General features: G+C 56.6%; 18 protein-coding genes. 10 read left to right on the top strand and 8 right to left on the bottom strand.

The genetic code is table 11. The features are described from left to right. Positions 1 to 114: 114 nt before the first annotated feature. From paoC to AWB75_RS28495, 4 genes are all read right to left on the bottom strand, one after another. The gene (gene paoC, locus AWB75_RS28510) at positions 115 to 2,325 is read right to left on the bottom strand and encodes an aldehyde oxidoreductase molybdenum-binding subunit PaoC (RefSeq protein ID WP_061127369.1); all 2,211 of its coding nucleotides are present in this window, start codon (positions 2,323 to 2,325) and stop codon (positions 115 to 117) included. Between the two features lie 3 nt (positions 2,326 to 2,328). Next, entirely contained in the window at positions 2,329 to 3,279 is a 951-nt protein-coding gene (locus AWB75_RS28505) for an FAD binding domain-containing protein (protein WP_061127368.1), read from the bottom strand. After that, complete coding sequence (gene paoA / locus AWB75_RS28500; RefSeq protein ID WP_061127367.1) at positions 3,276 to 3,941, bottom strand: aldehyde dehydrogenase iron-sulfur subunit PaoA; 666 nt, start codon at positions 3,939 to 3,941, stop codon at positions 3,276 to 3,278. Before paoA ends, AWB75_RS28505 begins: the two co-directional genes overlap by 4 nt. 71 nt (positions 3,942 to 4,012) lie before the next feature. Beyond that, positions 4,013 to 4,999: an aldo/keto reductase gene (locus AWB75_RS28495; RefSeq protein WP_061127366.1), complete on the bottom strand. Its 987-nt coding sequence runs from the start codon at positions 4,997 to 4,999 to the stop codon at positions 4,013 to 4,015. Between the two features lie 412 nt (positions 5,000 to 5,411). Between AWB75_RS28495 and AWB75_RS28490 the strand changes: the two genes are divergently transcribed. The 4 genes from AWB75_RS28490 to AWB75_RS28475 all read left to right on the top strand — a co-directional run bounded on the left by AWB75_RS28490 (position 5,412) and on the right by AWB75_RS28475 (position 7,826). Beyond that, positions 5,412 to 5,765 carry a cyclophilin-like fold protein gene (locus AWB75_RS28490; RefSeq protein WP_061127365.1) on the top strand — a complete coding sequence of 118 codons (354 nt, stop codon included), beginning with the start codon at positions 5,412 to 5,414 and terminating at the stop codon, positions 5,763 to 5,765. A 206-nt stretch (positions 5,766 to 5,971) separates the two neighbouring features. Then, positions 5,972 to 6,346: a DUF2255 family protein gene (locus AWB75_RS28485; RefSeq protein WP_061127364.1), complete on the top strand. Its 375-nt coding sequence runs from the start codon at positions 5,972 to 5,974 to the stop codon at positions 6,344 to 6,346. A 9-nt stretch (positions 6,347 to 6,355) separates the two neighbouring features. Further along, positions 6,356 to 6,616, top strand: coding sequence for a hypothetical protein (locus tag AWB75_RS28480; protein WP_061127363.1), 261 nt, complete (start codon positions 6,356 to 6,358; stop codon positions 6,614 to 6,616). 25 nt (positions 6,617 to 6,641) lie between these two features. Further along, positions 6,642 to 7,826, top strand: coding sequence for an arabinose transporter (locus AWB75_RS28475; protein WP_061127362.1), 1,185 nt, complete (start codon positions 6,642 to 6,644; stop codon positions 7,824 to 7,826). A 355-nt stretch (positions 7,827 to 8,181) separates the two neighbouring features. Here AWB75_RS28475 and AWB75_RS28470 read toward each other — a convergent pair whose 3' ends face one another. Then, the gene (locus AWB75_RS28470) at positions 8,182 to 9,090 is read right to left on the bottom strand and encodes a LysR family transcriptional regulator (protein ID WP_061127384.1); all 909 of its coding nucleotides are present in this window, start codon (positions 9,088 to 9,090) and stop codon (positions 8,182 to 8,184) included. 355 nt (positions 9,091 to 9,445) lie between these two features. Here AWB75_RS28470 and AWB75_RS28465 point away from each other — a divergent pair, with 355 nt between their 5' ends. After that, positions 9,446 to 10,429 (top strand): NAD-dependent epimerase/dehydratase family protein, encoded by a 984-nt coding sequence (locus AWB75_RS28465; RefSeq protein ID WP_061127361.1) that lies wholly within the window; start codon positions 9,446 to 9,448, stop codon positions 10,427 to 10,429. A 134-nt stretch (positions 10,430 to 10,563) separates the two neighbouring features. On the opposite strand, the gene AWB75_RS28460 is transcribed toward AWB75_RS28465, so the two are convergent. From AWB75_RS28460 to AWB75_RS28450, 3 genes are all read right to left on the bottom strand, one after another. Next, positions 10,564 to 11,913 (bottom strand): MmgE/PrpD family protein, encoded by a 1,350-nt coding sequence (locus AWB75_RS28460; RefSeq protein ID WP_061127360.1) that lies wholly within the window; start codon positions 11,911 to 11,913, stop codon positions 10,564 to 10,566. Between the two features lie 207 nt (positions 11,914 to 12,120). Next, entirely contained in the window at positions 12,121 to 13,212 is a 1,092-nt protein-coding gene (locus AWB75_RS28455; RefSeq protein WP_087086948.1) for an ABC transporter substrate-binding protein, read from the bottom strand. 239 nt (positions 13,213 to 13,451) lie between these two features. Continuing rightward, a complete protein-coding gene (locus tag AWB75_RS28450) occupies positions 13,452 to 14,531 on the bottom strand; it encodes an amidohydrolase family protein (RefSeq protein ID WP_235012278.1) in 1,080 nt (359 codons plus the stop codon). A 673-nt stretch (positions 14,532 to 15,204) separates the two neighbouring features. Here AWB75_RS28450 and AWB75_RS39535 point away from each other — a divergent pair. The 5 genes from AWB75_RS39535 to AWB75_RS28425 all read left to right on the top strand — a co-directional run bounded on the left by AWB75_RS39535 (position 15,205) and on the right by AWB75_RS28425 (position 21,086). Further along, entirely contained in the window at positions 15,205 to 16,290 is a 1,086-nt protein-coding gene (locus AWB75_RS39535; protein ID WP_143746522.1) for a WD40/YVTN/BNR-like repeat-containing protein, read from the top strand. A 32-nt stretch (positions 16,291 to 16,322) separates the two neighbouring features. Next, on the top strand, positions 16,323 to 18,059 hold the full coding sequence (locus AWB75_RS28440) for a GMC family oxidoreductase (RefSeq protein ID WP_087086946.1): 1,737 nt from the start codon (positions 16,323 to 16,325) through the stop codon (positions 18,057 to 18,059). Then, a complete protein-coding gene (locus AWB75_RS28435; RefSeq protein ID WP_061127355.1) occupies positions 18,043 to 18,831 on the top strand; it encodes an SDR family oxidoreductase in 789 nt (262 codons plus the stop codon). Before AWB75_RS28440 ends, AWB75_RS28435 begins: the two co-directional genes overlap by 17 nt. 594 nt (positions 18,832 to 19,425) lie before the next feature. Beyond that, on the top strand, positions 19,426 to 20,217 hold the full coding sequence (locus AWB75_RS28430; RefSeq protein WP_087086944.1) for an ABC transporter ATP-binding protein: 792 nt from the start codon (positions 19,426 to 19,428) through the stop codon (positions 20,215 to 20,217). Continuing rightward, a complete protein-coding gene (locus tag AWB75_RS28425) occupies positions 20,217 to 21,086 on the top strand; it encodes an ABC transporter permease (protein WP_061127354.1) in 870 nt (289 codons plus the stop codon). The genes AWB75_RS28430 and AWB75_RS28425 overlap by 1 nt, the downstream gene beginning before the upstream one ends. Positions 21,087 to 21,119 lie beyond the last annotated feature (33 nt).

Raw genomic sequence — 21,119 nt, 5'->3', positions numbered from 1 at the left:
GATACCTCCTCCATATTTGTTGAGTTGGAAGTGCTACCAGCCATCGAAAGACTTGCAGTGGCTGACCACTCTACGGGCCGACAGCACTTCCGTCCGTCACCTGACATCACAATCTCAGGCGATGACCGGCAGCCGATCGAGAAACTTGTCCAGCGTGATCGGGTACTGACGCACCCGTATTCCGGTCGCGTTGTAGACTGCATTCGCAATGGCCGGTGCGACTCCCGTGAGGCCCAGTTCGCCCACACCCTTCGCCTTTAATGGCGAAATCGCCGGATCGACCTCTTCGACAAAGAATGCGTCGAGATGGGGTATATCCGCGTGAACCGGAACTTCGTAGCCAGCTAAATCATGGTTGATGAACAAGCCAAGCCGTTTATCAACTGCCATCTCTTCCATCAACGCCGCGCCAATGCCCATCGTCATCCCACCAATTACCTGACTGCGTGCGGTCTTGGGGTTCAGAATGCGCCCGGCAGCGCATACCGCGAGCATCCGGCGAACGCGAACCTCGCCAGTAAAGGCATTAACACCAACTTCAGCGAAATGCGCTCCAAAAGTCTGAATAGCAAATTGCTTGGACAGATCACCGAATTCGATGCTGTCTTCGACAACGAGGTCGCCATCTGCAGCCGCCTGAGTAAGCGGCACACTCCGCCCTCCAGAACGAACTTCGCCGGCCGTGAACTCTGTCTCAGCGGCGTTGAATCCCAATCGCTCGGCGACCACCTGCCGCAGCTTCATGCAAGCGGCATATACGCCCGCAGTGACTGACGCGGCGCCTTGTTGCCCTCCTGAACCAGGAGTCTCTGGAAAGCTCGAGTCGCCCAGTCTCGCCACGACCTTGTCGATCGGGACGCCCATTAACTCGGCTGCCGTCTGCTGCACGATGGTGTAGCTGCCCGTGCCGATGTCGGTCATATCGGTCTCGACGGTGATAGAACCTCGGCGGTCAAGGCGTATCCGTGCTCCCGCCTTGCCGATGGGTGCCCCTCGAATCGCACCGGCCATCCCTGTCCCAACGAGCCAATGGCCATCGCGGAGCTGACCTGGCCGCGCCTTTCGTGTCTTCCATCCGAAGCGTTCGGAGCCTGTTCGTAGACACTCGACGAAGGGACGGGATGAGAAGGGTCGATTGGGATTTTCTGGGTCGACCTGCGTGTCGTTCAGGATTCGGAACTCGACCGGATCCATTCCGAGCTTCTCTGCCATTTCGTCCATCGCGATCTCAAGCGCCATCAAGCCAGGCGCTTCTCCCGGCGCTCGCATTGCGTTTCCTTCTGCGAGATCTAATGTCGCCAAACGGACGCGCGTCATGCGGTTTGACCCCGCATACAGGCTTCGTGTAGACAGGGTTGTCGGCTCCGTGCGTCCGCCGGCAAGGTTGCCAGACCAGCTTTCGTGGCCAATCGCCGTGAGTTTCCCGTCGCGCCCGGCGCCAAGCATGACGCGCTGGATCGTCTTCGGCCGATGGATCGTGTTATTGAACATGATTGGACGCTGAAGGGCGATTTTGACCGGCCGACGCACTAACCGCGCGGCGACGGCAGCCAGCACGAGATCCGACTGGACTGTGCCTTTGCCTCCAAAGCCGCCGCCGATGAATGACGAAATGAGTCGGACGTTGTCACGCGGAATACCAAGAATGAGTCCAAGATCGCGAGTACCCCAGTTCATTTGCTGGATCGAGGTCCAGCAAGTGACCCGGTCGTCCTCCCAAACCGCGATCGTGGCATGGGGTTCCATCATGGCGTGCGCTTGGTCGGGAACGGTATAGGTCTCGTCTACCTTCGTCTCGGCGTCGGAAAAGGCTCGTTCGAAATCTCCTACGTGGGTCTCGGTTGGGCCGCCAAACGCCATCTGTGGTGCGACTGGAGCGCTGAAGAGTTGGGCAGTGAGATCAAATCTGCCGGGGCTGCGCGTGTAATCGACGCGAATGAGCGACGAAGCCGCGCGCGCTTGCTCGAAAGTCTCAGCCACCACCACAGCAACCGGCTGGTGATAATGATCGATTTCTGGCGCAGCGAGCATTCGTTGCACGTAGAACTTGCCAATGCCCAAAGGACCGGCGTTGCGATAGGTCACAACACCCAAGACACCAGGGGAAGACTCGGCATGCCTCATGTCGATTGACTTGATTCGCCCTTTGGAAATCGCAGCTCCCAGGATGTAGCCGTACGCGATGTTCGGGGCAACCTTGTGATACTCGTAAGAATAGGTAGCTGTACCAGTTGTCTTCAGCTTCGCCTCGAAGCGATCAAGTGGTTGACCGACGACGGTCATCTGGTCGATTGGATTCTGTCCTGCTGGCGTGTCAAACTTCATTGATTATCCCCTCGCCTGCGCCATTACGTAGGCTATCGTCCTCTCGACCAAGGCCATTTTGAACGCGTTATCATGCGTCGGACTCGCGCCCTTCATAAGTTCCTCTGCGACTGCCTTGGCACCCTCGGACATCGCCGCATCTGCAGCGTCAACTCGCCACGGCTTCGGCGCTACACCACCCACTGCCACGCGGCCACGACCGTCGTCTTGCAGGACAGCTGCAACTGAAACTAGGGCAAACGCATACGATGCGCGATCACGGACTTTTTGATAAATGTGCCGCCCACCAATGGGCGGAGGCAATGTCACCTCGGTAATGAGTTCGCCGGGCATAAGTTCGGTCTCGACACTTGGCGTGGTGCCAGGCAGCCGATGGAAGTCGGCGATCGGTATCACCCTAGTCTGGCCATCGGCACGAACGGTTCGGACGGATGCGTCCAAAGCGCGCAATGCCACAGCCATATCGCCTGGATTCGTTGCGATACAGTCAGGACTCCCGCCGATCACGGCCAACTGGCGACTGAACCCGCTGATTGCGGCGCAACCTGACCCTGGCTGCCGCTTATTGCAGGCTTGATTCGGATCGTAGAAATATGGACAGCGCGTGCGCTGAAGCAAGTTGCCGCCCGTTGTCGCCTTGTTCCGCAATTGCCCCGACGCACCGGCAACGATCGCGCGCGCAAGCACCCCATAGTCCCGTCGCACCCTCGGATCGGCAGCAAGCTGGGTATTGGTGACCAGTGCGCCGACACGAAGACCTCCGTCAGCGGTTTCCTCTATGCGGTCGAGACCAATATGCCGAAGGTCGACCAGATGAGCCGGCGTTTCTATCTCGAGTTTCATGAGATCGATGAGATTGGTGCCTCCGGCAATGAATTTCGCGCCCTGTCGCTGCGAAGCGATCGCAGCAGCCTCGGCCGGACTCTTCGCTCGCTCGTAGGTGAACTCTTTCATGCCCGGCTCCCCGCCACTTCGGCCATTGCATCGGCGATATTCGAGTAGGCGCCACAGCGACAGATATTGCCGCTCATTCGTTCGCGCATTTCCACGTTGGTGGCCTCAACGGAGGCTGTGAGGTCGCCGGTCGCGTGGCTGGGCACCCCAGCCTTGATTTCGCTGAGGACGGCAACCGCCGAACAGATTTGGCCGGGGGTACAGTATCCACATTGATAGCCATCGTGCTTGATAAAGGCCGCTTGCATTGGATGAAGGTGGTCCGGCGTACCAAGCCCTTCGATAGTTGTTATCGCGTCACCCTCGTGCATTACGGCAAGGCTCAGGCACGCGTTGATTCGGACGCCATTCACGATGACGGTACACGCGCCGCATTGCCCGTGATCGCATCCCTTCTTGGTACCCGTAAGAAGGAGGTGCTCCCGTAGGGCATCAAGCAATGTAGTTCGCGGGTCGAGCTCAAGTGCTTGACCCACGCCATTCACATTGAAAGCGACGCGCATATTATTTGTCGTCAGTGCCGAAGAATGTCCGTTTGATGGACCGCCGATTTGTTTTTGCGCGTTTGCTGTCCCAACAGGCAGCATTGGGGCTACAGCTGAGACTGCTCCCACGATAAGCAGATTTCGTCGCGTCGGATTCGGTTGGCCGGATTCGTCCATAGGTCGTTACTCCTTTGCTCTTTAGACAGTCCGTCTTGAGCGGGATTGTCGAGAAGATGATGCGCCGCGCGTTACCATGCATAAGCTTCTGGCGCTTCCCCGCCGGGACCCGGCCAGATCTCGTCCAGGCAACGAAGGGTGTCCTCAGACAAGGAAATGTCGACGGCTCGAAGTGCGAGCGACAGTTGGTCTGGCGTACGTGGACCGACAATTGGGGCGGTGACTACAGGATTGTGGAGCAGCCAGGCTAGGGCGATGTCGGCTGGACGCTCTTCAAGGTCGGCGCGCAGCGCCTCATACGCCTGCAACTGGTCGTGATATTGGCCAATTCTCCGAGCCATTTCGGGCTTTGCGCGGCGACCATCGAGCGCCCTCTGGAGCACACCTCCCAACAGTCCGCCACCCAAGGGGCTCCATGGAAGTAGTCCTACGCCATGGTGACGACAAGCTGGAATGAGCTCAAGTTCGATGGTTCGCGCAGACAGGTTATATAGACTCTGTTCCGCGACGAGTCCCATGAAGTGGCGTGACTGCGCCGCCGCCTGGCCAGTAGCAATATCCCAGCCGGCAAAATTGCAGCTTCCGACGTAGAGCACCTTTCCCTGTTGAATCAAGACGTCCATGGCTTGCCAAACCTCCTCCCATGGCGTGCGTCTGTCGATGTGGTGCATCTGGTAGAGATCGATGTGATCAGTCTTCAGCCGGCGCAAGCTGTCCTCGCATGCCTTTCTGATATGGTATGCCGATAGTCCGCGGTCATTCGGCCCCAGTCCCATCGGCTGGTAGACCTTTGACGCGAGTACGATTTGATCGCGTCTGCCACCTTGGGCGATCCAGCGACCAATGATCTCTTCCGAAAGGCCAAAGCCCTGTTTCATCTGCGGAGACTGCGGTCCACCGTACACATCGGCGGTATCGATAAAATTGACGCCGAATCCCATCGCATCGTCCATGATCCTGAAGCTGGTCGACTCATCCGTCAGGTCGCCAAAGTTCATGGTTCCGAGGCACAGACGGCTAACCTTCAGGCCCGACCGTCCGAGATGAACATATTGCATTTCAGTTCCGCCCTTTCTTCCTGCACGCCTCTATCAGCGACGTGCTGATCCGGATCGATTTACTGGCCGATTCCTCGACGCGGTCGACCTACACGGCGTGCTGAACCCCACCGAGCTTTCGACTAACTTTAACGGGAATATCTCAATCTGAAAGCCGGCCTATGTCGCATGCACTTGTGAGAATTCGCCAACAAACGGCACGGCGCAGAGACTGCCCTGTATTGAGTTGGCTCGCCAGGGCCGTCTGTGTGGCCGTCTCAGGCTTTTGTGAATCTTGCTCACAACAACATTGGGACGAGCGCGGCTAACCCAGTTGCAGCAATTGGGCTACAGTTCCCACGTGCCCGCTGCCGGACGGTCACGCAACACGCCAACGTGGGTCGGCCAGTCAAATCGCGAGCAAGGGATAGTCGTGAAAATCAGATTTGTATTGAATGGCACGCTTGTGACCGGGCGCTTGGACGACAACGCTACATCGCGCGACTTTGTAGCCATGTTGCCGCTGCCTCTCCGGCTGGTCGACTTCGCGGCGACGGAGAAGATTGCTTACCTCCCAAGAAGGCTGAACACGGACGGAAGACCATCAGGAATTGTCCCTTACTCGGGCGACGTTGCATATTACGAACCGTGGGGAAACATTGCAGTTTTTCACAAGGACTTTCGGCATTCGCCGGGCCTTGTGAAGCTTGGGCGTCTCGATTGTGGCTTGGAAGAACTGCGTACGACCGGGGCATCGGACATACTCATCGAACGGGCAGACGACTAATTGCCTCGGCGTTATGCGCGTTGGACAGCGTCATCGATTCGACAAAGCATCATGGCCACTCTCCGCGCATGCATCAGCCCTCTTCGGGAACCTCTAATTCTTGTCGGTCCGCCATCTGCCTCGGGCAATTTGGCGAGCCGAGTGGACCGAGCAGATTATCAATTACACGGTCTTCAGATTTCTTTCCATCCTTTGAGGGATGCAACATGGGTATGTGGACGCGAAGCGAACTTGAGCGAATTGCAGCTTCCGACGATCTGTACATTGCTCCATTCCGTGAAGATCACAAAACCTATGGCACACCGACGTGGATTTGGTCGGTGATCGTGGATGGTCATCTTTACGTTCGCGCCTATAACGGCGAAGCATCTCGCGGGTATCAAGCCGCCATCCGCCAGGGTGCTGGCCGAATCACAGTTGCGGGAACAACAAGGGACGTGTTGTTCGCGGGCGCCAGGGGCGCAATCAACGACAAGATCGATGAAGCCTATCGCCTGAAATACGGCAAGAGTCCTTCTCTCGCTCCCATGATTGATGAGCGCGTTCGAGTGACAACCATCGACATTTTGCCTGCAGACTGAGGTGCAAACATGCTGAAACGCGAGCGTGGCCAAGGACTTGAAGTTTCGGCACTTTCGCTGGGCTGTATGGGATACGGGAAGTCCAGCGACAAGCCTTGGATCGTTCCATTGTTCGGCACACGCAGCGTGGAACGCTTTACGGAGAATGTGGGCGCACTATCGGTTGTGCTCTTAAACGACGAACTCAGTGAAATTCAAGTGGGCGCTGCGGAGATAGCAGTCGAGGGGGCCCGATACCCGGAAGCGATGCTGAGGCGCTCGGGCCTCTGATGTGTCCGCAGCCTGAGGAGTAGACGTGTTCGTGATACACAACCGGTTCACATCATCCACCAATCGATCGCTGCTGTCGCTGATGGCATGCGTATTCACTGTGTTCTTGGTTACAGGAGCCGCTCTACCGGCTCTTCCACTACATATCCATGACGGCCTTGGATTTGGAACGTTCACTGTTGGCCTCGTTTCCGGTGCTCAATTCGCGGCGTCGTTACTTTCGCGTCTGTGGTCGGGCAGAATCTCTGATCAGAGAGGTCCGAAGTACGCCGTGACCGCAGGACTTGTCATGGCAGCGCTCGCCGGTCTGCTCTATCTTGTCTCATTGAAGGCCATCAGTAACGCGCTAGTTTCCATCGCGATATTGATAGTGGGTCGTGCTTTGCTCGGCGGCGCCGAGAGTTTCATCATGACCGGCGCTCAAAGCTGGTGTCTAGCCCTTGCCGGCCCGGGCAACGTCGGGAAAATGATTGCATGGATCGGCACGTCAATGTTTGTGGCGTTGGCTTTCGGTTCGCCACTTGGAAGTTTCCTTTTTAAGAGCTATGGGTTTGCCTCGATTGGTTTAGCGACCTCCGTCGGTGCAGTCTTTACGCTCGTTTTAATCACTCCTATTCCCGCCGTCAAAGTCAATCCACAGAGCAACAGGGTCGTCGCTACGGTGTTGAAAGCCGTTTGGCTCCCTGGCATGGGGATGGCCTTTTCGAGCCTCGGTTACGGCATAGTGACTGCGTTCGCCGTTCTTCTTTTCGTCCAACGAGGTTGGCAGCCAGCTTGGCTATCATTTACTGCATTCGCCGCAGGTCTGATCGTCGCCCGTGCTTTCCTCAGCCCGTTGCCCGACCGCCTCGGTGGCGCAAGAACTGCGATGGTCTTTATCGTCATCCACAGTGCCGGTATGGCCCTCATTTACCTCTCGCCCGTCGCGTGGCTTGCGTTCTCAGGCGCTGCTTTGGCCGGATTCGGCTACGCGCTGGTCTATCCGGGGTTTGGGATGGAGGCGGTCGCGCGCGCCCCCACGGATGCACGAGGCCTCGCTATGGGTATCTACACCGCCTTCATCGATGTGGCGCTCGGCATATTCGCACCTGTTCTTGGTTTGGTCGCCAATCTGACCGGACTCGGCCCGATCTTTCTTATCGCGGCGACTCTTGCTCTTTGCGCTATCCCAATTGCGATCCGACTTCACGCGTCCCATAAATCGCAGTGATCTCGCCGATATGGGTTGGAGATGACCTTTCCGGAAATCCGGTCGCAAAGCCTGTTGAAAAACCGCAAAACTGCCGAGCCTGAGGATGCCGGTGCTTTGACACCTCACCCGTGATAGGACTTTCCGACAGTGATTTCGACGCTAGTGGCGAGCAACGGACCGCAATCACCATCTAGTTGCGCAGAGCGACGTCTTATCGGCTGTCCATCTTGCGCTGGTAGACACCTGTGAAAATGCGCCGGAGATTTCCGGCGTCCAACTGTCGGCGCAACGCACGCGTTTCCGCCCGTTACCGCTACGGTCCTACGGCCTCTCTGATTGCGCGACCGTCTTGACGGTCGAGGTTGCGTTGCTGTCATAGCCCCAACGGCTGAATCTCTCGCACTAGATCGATCAGAAGGCGCAACCCCGTCGGCATTTGACGCCGGCTGGAATAGTAGATATAGAAACCGGGCCCGGTGGGCGCCCAATCAGTGAGCACGAGCCGCAGCCGCCCCTCGCTGACGTACGGCGCGACTAAGGGTTCAGGAAAGTACATGAGACCCACTCCACCTAGTACGGCAACCAGTCCTGTTTCAGCTTGGTCAACCGTAACCGAGGATGGAACCAATAGGGCGATCTTCTCTTCTCCTTGCTCAAACTCCCAACGATAGACGCGGTCATCTCCCAGACGGTTGCTAACGCAGCGATGATGAAGAAGGTCATTTGGATGGACCGGAATGCCAAATCGATCGAGATATGTAGGCGATCCTGCAACGACCCATCGAATGTTCGCGGAAAGACGCTGGGCAATCATATCCTCGGGGACGGTGCCCCCATAACGAATTCCTGCGTCAAAGCCGCCCTCGGTCACATTCACCATGCGGTTGCTTGCAACGATGTCGAGTTCCACATCCGGGTACCGCTCAACGAACTCGGGAACTATCGGTGCGAGCAGTAAGGTCGAGGCTTCGACGGCGACATTGAGCCGGATACGACCAGCGGGCGCATCACGAAACCGATTCAGCGTCTCCAGCGCGACGTCGATCGCCTCGAAGGGCGTCTCTACCGTAGCCGCCAATGCGTCGCCCGCGCCCGTCAGGGTAACGCTCTTCGTTGTGCGGTTCAGGAGTCGAACCCCAAGGCGATTCTCAAGGCCCTTCAGAGCATGGCTCAGGGTTGAAGTAGTCACCCCAAGCTCAATCGCAGCGCGACTGAAGCTTTTATGACGTGCAATAGCGAGAAAGTAGATGAGATCTGCTACATCGGCGCGATTGATCTGCATTTTCCTGAACATTCCTTCGGTCGATTATCTGATATCTGCCCTCTGGTGGCACAGCCTAACGGACGCTTGCAAGCGCCGCACGATTCCCCGAGTGACTTTCCAAACGGGCCAACGGCCCTCTCCATAACAAAAGATTCGGTCTGCTGCTCAAACTGCGCGTCCTATCGCCCTCCAGGTGGGCCTATGTCTCAGCGCCCGAAACCGGCCACGTGGGCTGCACTCGACAAATAGTGCGATTCCTCCCCTTAACGAACCAACAACCAGCAATGTTGAAACTTTTCTCACATTATCGTACATTGTTATTCGGATTTAACCAGTCCAGCACATCGGGAAGGTCATCTCAAAGAGAGCTAACATGAACATCCTCGTAACCGGAGGCTCGGGCTTCCTCGGATCGTACGTTATGGCCGCCCTTGAATCGAGGGGGCATAAGGCGCTCAACTTCGACTTGGCGCCACCTCAGCCGGACCTCCTTAGTTTGTCACGCACCGAATCAGAGACTTTCAGATCTGGCCAAATCGGTGACTATGATCGTCTGTTGGAGATCTGCCGGAACGAGGGAATCGAGTCTATCGTCCACGGCGCCGCGTTGCTGGGTCTCGAGCCTTCGCTGCACAGGCAAAAGGAATTCTATGCAACCAACGTGATGGGCTTCGTGAACGTCTGCGAGATAGCCAGAGCGTTGGGGTTGAGAAAACTCATACTGGTGTCGAGCAACGCCGTCTATCACGCTAGCTCCAACGCGAAGCTTTTGGAGACGGACGAACCGTTCTCCATCGTTCGCGGCAACCCGGCCGCGCACTACGGCACGTCGAAGATGGCTGCAGAAGCAATCGGGATGGCGTACGCACAGTTTCACAACGTCGATTTTCTCGCTATTCGCGTGACAGCAGTTTACGGTTTCGGGATGCGCAGTCCGATCCACATTAAGCCGATGGTCGAGAATTCCTTGCTCGGCAAACCTACCCGATTCGAGACGGGTGGAAAGATGAAGAGAGACTATACATACGTATTGGACTGTGCGGACGCCATAGCCACGGCAGTCGACGCTCCCGCGCTCCCTTTTGGCTCCCAGCGTGTTTTCAACGTCTCCGCAGGTAAGGTCTGTACGGTTTCGCAGGTCGCACAGCTCGTGCGGAGTGTGATCCCTGGTGCGCAAATCGAAGTCGGTTCCGAACTCACCGCATTGGAAGAGGCTAACCTAAAGATGCGCGCTCCGCTTGACAACGGATGCGCCGAAAGGCATCTCAATTGGAGCTCGAAATGGACGATTGAGGAAGGGGTCAGAGATTATGCCAACCGCTTCTCGCACTTCGCTCAGCATGGCCATTCAGTGTGATTGCCTAGATCACAAATCTTGAGATTGGCGGCCCGCGTTTGCATTCACGAGAGACCGCCTATGTGTTCACCATTTTACGGCAAGACGACGTATCTGCCAGCGCCCTCCTCTTTCAGTCTAATAGCCGTCAAGTGCTAACGCAGGAGATTCAGTAGAGCCGATGCGCTCTCCACCTGACGAAAGGTCCGAACTACACCAAGGCTTGCCTGGACATTGTCTGCGGAGATATTCGCTTTCCCTACAAGCGTGCGATATTTGGCCTCAACGTCGATCCAGTCGATCCCCAAGATCGCGGCACCCTTCGGGGCATAGACAGTTGCGGACGTCCTTTTTCCGTCTTTCGTCACAATAGTCACGCGCGCCCCGCCTTTGTATCGATCGAGATCACTTGTCGGCGGAGCAACCATACGCACCCTATCCAAAAGCATGCGAATCCGGGGGTCGGTAATTTTATCTGCGGAAGCATGGATCCAGGAGAAGTCGCGGTCTGCCACTCCAGCAGCGGCGAAGAATATGGCGCTGTGGGCCATTCCGATGAGATCCGTTGGATTGTGTGGATTGGCAAAGCCAGCGTAGCCCGGCCTTGAGATCTCAATAAGCTCGACTTCCTCGGGTTCAACTCCAGCGTCTCGCGCAGCTTTCGCTGCAGCTTCGGCAACTCCGTGGTGGGGATGCCCCCCCGGCACAAGCTTGATGCCCATCTCTGTGAGAATATTCCACCTGGATCCGAAGTCGTTCGTGATAAGAGATGCGTCCGCGTCTCTACCGAAGCAGTCGAAGAATCCGAGTTTCATCTCGAACAGTTCACGCTCAACTGTAAAGCCTCGTGCGGCCGCCAAAGCAGCTTGAACACCCGATGTGGCCGCCTGTCCCGCGTGATACTCTCGGGCCACACTCGTATCGGCGGCTGCGTTCAGTCCGCCAACTGAAGTCGCGGTAATTAAAAGTGCCTGGGCCGTCTTGTCTACCGAGAGTCTCATGAGTCGGGCTGCCGCAGCAGCGCCAGCGAAAGCGGCGATGATACTTCCATGGAAGCCTTTGTCCTTGAAAGTGCACTGCATCACAGTGCTAATGCGACCCGCCGTCTCGTATCCAAGAACGATCGCCGCCACAATCTCTTCGCCGCTTGAACAAAGGCGTTCGCCGACGGCCAATGCACTGGCGCAAGCGGTTGTCCCTTGGTGGACAATGTTTCGCAAATCGCTGTCGTCCGACGCGGCGGCATCGCTCGCGACGGCGTTCACGCGCGCGGCGGCCGCTGCGGGAAGCCGCACGGAGCCGTCGAACCATATCGTCGACTCTGGCTTACCCCCACGGTCAATCTCCAGTTGTCTGATGATGCTTGATGACGATAGATTGAATCCGACCGCGGCGCTCGCAATCGTGCTGGCGATTAACATTTCGCCGTAGTCCTTGGCTAACGAAGGCAGATCTTCAAACTTGGATTCTGTTATGAACTCGCCCAATCTCAATGCTACAGTCATGGTTCACTACTCCCGTCGGAAAACAACTACTTCCTTAGTCTCATACTTGATTATCAAACAACTGCCTAAGGGGGCCGAGAGCGCGAGACTCATGACGTCTGCAAGCAGACCATAGCCTCGCTCATTAGAGTCATAGCCCTTTTCCGCAGACTGTTTATGACTCGATACCGGCTTTGAAAGAATGGCCGGGGACTCGGCGCGACCAGTTCAAGCAGACGCCTTCCAACCGATCTTCTTTACTGCCTGGTCAACAAAGCGCATATCCAATACCTCATCGAGATGCAACGCTTTTGGATCGGACACTCCCGGAACCAGCTTCATGGTTACCCAAGCTTCGAGGCTCTGCTTTGTAACGTAAGGAGACTTGAATTGAGACCAATTTTGCTCCCATACGGATGCCCATACTGTCGGTTCGACGGTTGACGAAAACTGCGCCTTATACAAGGCCTCGCCTGCTTCTTTCTTGTTCTCAATGACGTAGCGGAGGCCTCGCGTATCTGCCCGTACGATGGCAGCATACAAGTCTGGATTCTGCTCAACGTCCGCGACCCGCGCTTCAATCAGATGGCCAGCAAGTGATTTGAACCCTGAGATTTCATCCTTGGAAACTGAGAGGAAGAACACCGCCCCAACGCGAGCGGCTGCAATGCTTGTCACTGGAGGCGTCGCAACCATTGCGTCAATCGTGCCGTTCGCCATAGCTGCGATCATATTCGACGTCGATTGAAGGGGAACGATAGTTGCGTCCGAAGCCGGATCGAGCCCACTTTGCGCAAGTACCTGTCGTGCGCAATAGTCGGTGATGCTGCCTGGAGACGTGACGCCACAACGCAATCCCTTGAAGTTCTTGACCGTCGAGAGTCTCTGACCCAGCGGAGTGCTGTCACCGGTGATCGAATGCTTGGCAGCGTAAGATGGTGACACCATGAAATAGAGCTCGTTGAAGGCGCTCTGGGCCATCAAGATCTTGAACTTCTGCCCTCTCGCAGTTGCGGCAAGAAGCTCGCCGGGCGCAGTGTAATAAGCATTTCCCGCACCCGAAACCAGAGCGGTCATTCCTGCCGGGCCGCTGCGGGTGTAGATTCTCTCCAAGGTCAAGCCTTCCTCTTTGTAATACCCCATCGTCTCGGCGAGGAAGTGCGGAGCCCAGGCCAGCAGCGGTCCACCACTACCCATGAGCATCGTCAAGTGATCGCCCGCTTTCGAGAGAGCAGCACGTGGCAGCGCGAGACTCGCGCCGCCCGCGGCCGCCATTGCTAGAAATCGGCGTCGAGATACCTTTAAATCATTTGTGTTCATCTGCAGTCTCCGTTGCAGAGTTGAAGGATTCGGACGTGTCTGTGCGCCTTCTTTTTTCCGGTGATCCTAGAAATTATGGAGGCGCGATAATCGATTCAGCCCCTCAAGAACAGAACACCGGTGTGCTCTACCACCTAGCTACGCTAAGCAATACCCCTTAGTTATCCAAACTCTCTTAGGTGCTCGCTTATCAATGCAGGGCTGTTAGCTTACCGGTGGGTTCCTCGATGCAAAAAAGGTCAGCCGCGCATCGCCTCCCCGCCTAGTCGATATATGCGCGCTGCCGTATCATGATAGAGTGCCGCCTTCTCATCGACGGAGAATTCGTGTGTGATGCGTTTGAAGGCATTCCAAAGCTGACCGTATCCACACGACTGCTTGTCCACGGGGAAGTTGCTCTCGAACATGCATCGCTCCGGTCCGAATATCTCAATGCACTCTTCGACATACGGGCGCCATGCATTGGCCAAGTCCATCGAAGATGGTGGGCTCTCGCGAACATGGAAATCCCATCCGTTATAAAGCATGCCGAGGCCGCCAATCTTTACTGTCAGGTTTGGAAAACGTGCAAGCGAACGAAGATTGGACTGCCAAATCTGGAATACGACGCCGCGATCGGTATGCGGCGGAATGCCCAGAATGCCCCCCGCATGGTCCAGAACCACTGAAGTTTCCGGGAACGTGCAGAGAAGGTCGACGAGATCCGGAAGCTGGTGATAGTAGAGCCATGCATCGAAAGACAGACCGAGGGACGCAAGGTGCGAAAATCCCTTCCGAAATGATGCTTCCCTCAGAAGGTGGCGAGGCCCAAACTTCCTGCCGTAGGCGGCGCTGCCACTGTCCCAAGTAGCCCCCTGCCTGATACCTCGGAGGCGCCCATTTCCGGCTCGTATCAATCGCTCGAGCACGGGCTCGACCGCGTCGCCCAAAAGCAAGTCTGCAAAGCCTACAATACCCTCGCAGACGCGCGTCTTCCCGTAGTACCCACTCGCGCTAGCCGCAGCTATCCCATTGGCGAACTCCACTTCTCCTATCGGCTTCATTGCCTCAGAGGCATCGACCCGGTACATCGTTTTGACCTGCACAAATACCGTCGAAACAATGTTGTGACCGGAGCGTAGGTCTCTCAGAAACTCGTCCAACAGATAGCGACCGTGCCCGCCATCCCAAATATGGTGATGAGGGTCGACGATTGGCAGATCAGGTTCCAGGGCATCTTCGTGAACGCCGGCGAGCCAGCCATCTAATTCCTCGAGGGGCCGTGGAGTGTTGCCACGAAATTCCGGTACAAGTTTCATGTGGTTAAGGATTTTGGACAAGTCGTGCGAGCGCCGAACATTTGAGCAAGCAACGCCCTATTGCTGTCGCGTCCCAAGATAGTGAGCGTGCGCCTCCTCGATCCAATCCAACACTCTCGCTGCTTGTCCAATGATCAGGGTCACACCAACTCCAGACACGATAATATGCTGGAGCGCTTCCTTCGACACTTTGAGATCGAAGAGACGTATCGCGTGCATCTTGAAAGAGATCTCCACTCCGAGTGCTGCAAGCTGGCAAGCGTGGACAATCTCACACGTCTTCTGGTCGACCTCGGGCACTTCCATGAGTGCCTTACGCATTTCCTTATACCGCTCCACGGCTTGGGCGTTGACTGCCCCAACTTTCGCTGTTGCCGGTCTCAACACAGACGACATCGAAGACCCCTTAATTTGCGGTTAGAAGAATGACAAGACGATGCGGCGTGCTAACGCCCAAAGTGCTGTCGCGCGGGAATGGCCCCGGGAGTACCGTCGCTTTGATCCGGCGCCGCGTTCAGTGTGCGCAGTCAACGCATCCTCATAAAATCCCATATTACGCTACTTTTTACTGGCGTTCCAAACATCGTTCAAGATAGGGTTTATACCGGTCCGTTTGTACCGCGGGGAAGTTCATCTTGCATTAAATGTCAAATGCCGAGACAATGTTATAAAGCAACCGGTCCAAAGGCTCACGATGACTGCCCAAGAACATTTCAGGAAGGTCGGCTCCGATATGCTCGACGAGATTCACGTTTACGCTGGAACCGCTGGCCATTCGGCATGGTTCAGTGAAGACCAAGGCCTGACCTGGTCGCACCCCAATAGTCATTCAGGGATGTACCTCGAAGCTCGCGTGTGGTGTTTTGGGAGCCATCCCGAGTTGCACGATACGCTGGTCGCCGGGACTGACGAGGGTGTCTTTCGGTGGAGCGAGCGGACTGCGCGCTGGGAGTGCATATCGACTCAGATCAAGGACGTTTGGTCCATCGCCTATGACGCTCGCGATCCGTCAACTTTGTATGCTGGAACACGGCCAGCTGGTCTCTACCGATCGCGGGACGGCGGCGAGACATGGAGCGAACTAACCGTCCCGGGTATCGCAAAGTTCTCTGAAGTTAATATGGGACCGACACGGGTGACACAGTTGCTGGCCGACCCTTTAGTCTCGGATACCCTTTGGGCAACAATCGAAATCGGCGGGATCTACCGAAGCACCGACGGCGGAAGCTCTTGGTGCGCGCTGAGCAACGGCTTGAATTCGTGCGACGTACACGGGATCGCGGTATCCCGCACTGCGAGGGGCGAGCGTCGAATTCTCGCCACCACGAACCGCGGACTGCACATTAGCGATGACGGCGGAGAGACGTGGCGCTTCGCCGAATTAGAATCGCCTTGGCAATATACGCGCGCAGTCGTAACTCGCACGGATGACCCTTCAGTCGTATTCTTGGCCAACGGGAACGGCCCACCTGGAAACGATGGCCGCTTACTTCGCAGTTTGGATGGCGGCGAAACTTGGGAAAGGTTGACCTTGCCAGGATCAATCAACAGCACGGTCTGGTGCATCGCAACTCATTTCTCAAATCCTGACCTGATATTCATATGCACGAACCTAGGTCAACTCTTCCGATCGACCAACGGAGGAGACAGCTGGACGCGGCTTCCGCATGAGTTCGGAGAGATTCGGAGTCTGCATTGGCGGGCAGTGCCCAAGGGGACCCGAGGCGCGCCCCACTCTCTGACCCGAGCCGTGGCGCCTAAGCTAGTGGCAGCCACGTAATCTCTAGAAACGCCGCACGTGCGTGTCCCGAAATGCACATCGAAAAAGCTTACGATTACCTCATTGTTGGAGCAGGATCCGCTGGGTGCGTATTGGCGAGCCGCCTTACAGAGGATGGCCGTCGCTCCGTTCTGCTTCTTGAGGCGGGAGAAGATTATCTTCCGGGCGAGGAGCCTGCGGACATCGTCGACCCGTACCCGCTGTCGTCATACAATCCGTCGTACATGTGGGATGGGTTGAAGGCTTTTTGGCACAACAGCACCCATGGGGCCCCGGCTGGATTTCCACAAGCAAAGGTGATGGGCGGCGGGTCAGCCGTCGCAGGCATGGTCGCATTCAGAGGTACGCCAGATGACTACAACGAGTGGCAGGCAATGGGCGCTGCGGGGTGGTCCTGGGACAGCGTGCTGCCATATTTCAGCAAGCTCGAGACGGATCAAGATTTTTCGGACTCTCTGCATGGACGGCGAGGCCCAGTTCCGATCAGACGGGTGCCTCGAAATATGTGGCCTCCCCTGACCTCGGCGATTGAACAATACGCAAAGGCATCCGGCTACCCGTTTATCGCCGATATGAACGGCGATTTCCGCGATGGGTTCGGCGCCACTCCTATCAGTAATACTGCGAACAGCCGAGTAACGACCGCTGCGGCATACCTCACATCCAGCGTTCGACAAAGACCGAATCTAACTATTCTTTCTCGCGCATGTGTGCGTTCGGTCCGATTCAGCGATAAGCGTGCGACCGGCGTTCTAGCAGAGGTCGACGGCCGCTTAATAGAATTTGCTGCGCGAGCTGAAGTAATCGTGACAGCTGGAGCGATTCATTCACCGGCCCTGCTGATGAGATCGGGCATCGGCGAAGGAGGCGCTCTACAGAAACTCGGGATCAGCGTCGTCGCCGACCTCGACGGCGTAGGGAAAAACTTGCGCAATCATGCCGCTGTCTTTATTTGCGCGATGCTGCATCGAAATTCGAGGCAGTCGTCCTCTTTACGAACGCATCCGACCGCATGTATGCGCATGTCGTCAAACCTCTTGGGCGCGCCTAAGTCAGACCTTTACATCAATATCCAGAGCAAAACTTCCTGGAACGCGATGGGCACCCGAGTGGCCAGCCTAAACGCTGTACTCCTGAAGCCGGCTGGGTCCGGTCAGGTGAGCTTGAACGTGCACGATGCCAACCAGTCTCCTCGCGTCGAATTTGGATTTGGCGACAACGCGCGGGACATCGAACGACTTTCTAAAGCGGTGCTCCGGATACTGAACATATTAAAGTCCCCAGTAGTAGCACCATTGGTCGGTGCGCCCTTCGTAGTACGCGTGGGAGACCGCATCCGACGGTGGAACACGCATACGGCGTCCAGTGCCGTGAACGCACGCGCGTTCGCGACGTTGCTCGATGCAATGCCCAGCGCCCTCGGCGACCGAGTCCTCGCAGCGCTAACGGGGCATAGGCTGGACAGTGAGCGTCTCATAAGTGATCCGACTTTCCTGCTGAACTTCGTCACCCGTGAGATCACAGGTGTCTATCACCCGGTCGGAACGTGCCGAATGGGGAACCATACAGACCCTGCGGCCGTTGTTGACTCTGCTGGGCGCGTTTTAGGCGTCGCCAATCTGCGCGTTGCCGACGCGTCCATCATGCCGACAATTCCTCGCGGCAACACCAACATTCCAACGATCATGGTCGCAGAGAAGCTTTCCGACGCCATTGTCAAAGGCGAGACCACAGCCATTTCTGGAGCTAGCATTGGATCTGCAACTTGAAGGCAAGCACGTTCTGGTGACCGGTGGATCGCGAGGAATTGGGTTCGCATGCGCCGAGCAATTTCTGGCGGAAGGCTGCGTCGTCAGCATCGTAGGACGTGATAAAAGCCGAATCGGTGACGCATGCAGGACGCTTGACGTCCACATGAAGCGAATCAGCGGATATGCCGCCGACCTGTCCCAACCGGCCGCCGCATTGGGCGTAATTGCCGATGCTGAGGAAGAACGTGGACCGATCGACGTTCTCGTCAACGCCGCAGGCGGTGCTCGTCGGAAGCCTTTCGATGAATTGCAGCCTGAAGACTGGCGGGCCGCAATGGAAGCCAAATTTCTGACGTATATCAACGTCTTGGATCCTCTCATCAAGCTCATGGCACAGCGTCGCGCCGGTTCGGTAGTCAATGTGGTGGGAATGGGAGGCAAAGTACCAATCACAACGCATCTAGCTGGCGGGTCCGCCAACGCTGCACTGATGCTCGCCACGGCAGGCCTCGCGCTGGCATATGGACCGATGGGCGTTCGGGTTAATGCCCTGAATCCTGCAAAGACGAACACTGACCGGCTAGCAGAAGGCGTCAGTGCCTTTGCTCGGCAAGAACGGATAACTACCGCTGAAGCCATTGCCGAGGCGAACAATTCATCGCCTCTTGGTCGACCCGCTTCTCCTGCGGAGGTGGCGGCGGTTGTGGCCTTCCTGGCTTCCCCAAAGGCTGGGTACATCTCCGGGGCGATTGTTTCCATGGACGGTGCCGCTCGCCCGATGGTTGTCTGAGCCGGTTCCGACCGCGTTTCCCTTCCCGATCCTTCCTTAAAAATCCGACGAGGCGGTCCCCACGGTTGCGGCCCGTCCTACGCTCGCGCCGTCACATCGTAAGACCGCACTACACCGCCCAAGGGCCCACACGGACAGGAACCCAAGGCGAGTCATTTTTCCCTCAATATAGGACTTCTTACGCCCCCCCGTGCCGCTCGGACCGGCGCTCGGTCGTCACGTTCCCGTCCCAGGCCGCTGCTTAAGCCTCGGCAAGCCCGAGATCGATGAAGGTGGGGTAATTCCGAGCATATTTTCCGATGCCAAACCGTTGAAACTTGTCTCAATGGGTAGTACATTTTTATAAACGAGCTCGTCGCGGCGCGAAGGCACCGAGGAACGATGAGACGAATCGGAAACGGGGGAGACGATGCGGCGAATTTGCACAGTCCGGCGCGACCAGCCTACCCGCGCGTTCAGCGAGCGCAGGCTAACTTCCTTCCGATTAGCTAGTTTCCGGCTGACGACCGAGGCTCCGAGATCACCTCGTTATCTCGGGTCAACAGCCGCTTTTGAATCGGTGATTCTGTAAGAAACTTGCAAAGAGGAAAGGTAATGCAGCCCATACTTGACTTCAGAAGCGTGTCGAAGGTTTTCTATAAAGGAGACACGAGAGTCCACGCTCTTTCAAACGTGACGACAAGAGTAGAGCCCGGCGAACTGCTAGCCATTGTTGGCCCGAGTGGCTGCGGAAAGTCGACGCTTTTGAATCTGACCGCCGGCCTGATGGAACCCGGGGTTGGCGAAGTGCTCTACCAGGGCAAGCCGATTTCCGGGGTGAACACTCACGTCAGCTATGTCACACAGCGTGACAACCTCCTGCCGTGGCGAACAGTTGAAGCAAATGTCCTGCTTCCGTTCGAACTTGGTCCTCGTTCCAATGTTTCGTCGTCGGAACGTCGAGATCGGGCGAGAAAGTACATTGAGCTGGTTGGACTGAAGGGTTTTGAAAAGCATTATCCAGCCGAACTTTCGGGAGGCATGCGCAAGAGAGCGCAGCTCGCCCGCTCTTTGGTCTATGAACCCGACGTCCTGCTTATGGACGAGCCGTTTGGTGCCCTTGACGCACAACTACGTCTTATGCTGCAGGCCGAACTTCTGAAGACCTGGGAAGGCTCGGGGAAGACGCTCATCCTCGTCACTCACGACCTGACCGAAGCGATCTCGCTTGCGGACCGAGTGATCGTCATGTCGGCGCGCCCCGGACGTATCCGTACCGTTCAGCGTATTGAGTTACCGAGGCCGCGCGACGTCTTCACCATCCGATTCGTTCCCGAATTCGGGGAGTATTTTGAGAATCTGTGGGCAGCACTGCGCGAAGACATGCATCAAGGAGCGGAAGTCTAATGAGCAACTTCAAATCCAAAGCCGTCGCACCATCACTCGCGGGTTTGTCGGGAACGCCCGATGCAGACGAGGTTTTTGTTGTCGATCCGAGCATAAGGGCTCGCCGCAGGGAGACAAGGATCGTCGTACTTTCACGACTTATCTTGGCGGCAGTCGCTCTTCTTGTCTGGGAGTGGGCTTGCGGTCGGTGGATATCCGCGTTCTGGATCAGCAGTCCATCGCGCATCGCCATCGCGGCGTTGAATATGTGGAACAGCGGTGGCCTGCTAAGAAATCTGTATGCAACGATTGCAGAAGCGCTGGTTGGTTTCGCCTTCGGCGTAGCCGGAGGGATGGTGATGGGCGTCGCATGCGGCACCAGTCGGATCATCTCTAAGGTCCTCAATCCATTTTTGGTGGGCTTCTACTCGATTCCTCGGATCGCATTAATTCCATTGTTTATCCTGTACTTCGGGATTGGGTTTCAGACAAAGGTGATCTATATCGCGCTGCTGGTGTTCTTCCCTGTGTTCATGAATACCTTGTCGGGAGTACGCGATGTAAACCAGGACCTAATTGATGTGATTCGTGTGATGGGTGCTACTCGTTATGACACGGTCCGAAAGATCTTGATTCCATCCGCACTCGCATGGCTCTTCGCCGGTCTTCGCATCTCGGTCACCTATGCATTGACCGGTGCGATTGTGGCAGAAATGTTTACGTCGAACGTCGGCCTAGGCTACTTGGTTTCCTACTACGCCAATCAATTCGATACCTCGAGTCTTTTCGCGACTCTTGCAGTTACGACCGCGTTGGGGTTACTGCTCAATGCGTTCGTGGTTCTGATTGAGAAGCGACTTCTCCGATGGCGCCCCGTTGAAGGAGCTTGATCCCACGACAGGCGTAGCTAAAACGCAACTTAA

It is taken from the genome of Caballeronia catudaia, assembly GCF_001544755.2.
In the GTDB taxonomy this organism is placed as follows: domain Bacteria; phylum Pseudomonadota; class Gammaproteobacteria; order Burkholderiales; family Burkholderiaceae; genus Caballeronia; species Caballeronia catudaia.
The sequence above is the reverse complement of the archived record's forward strand: the minus strand, read 5'-3'. Positions and strand labels throughout refer to the sequence as shown.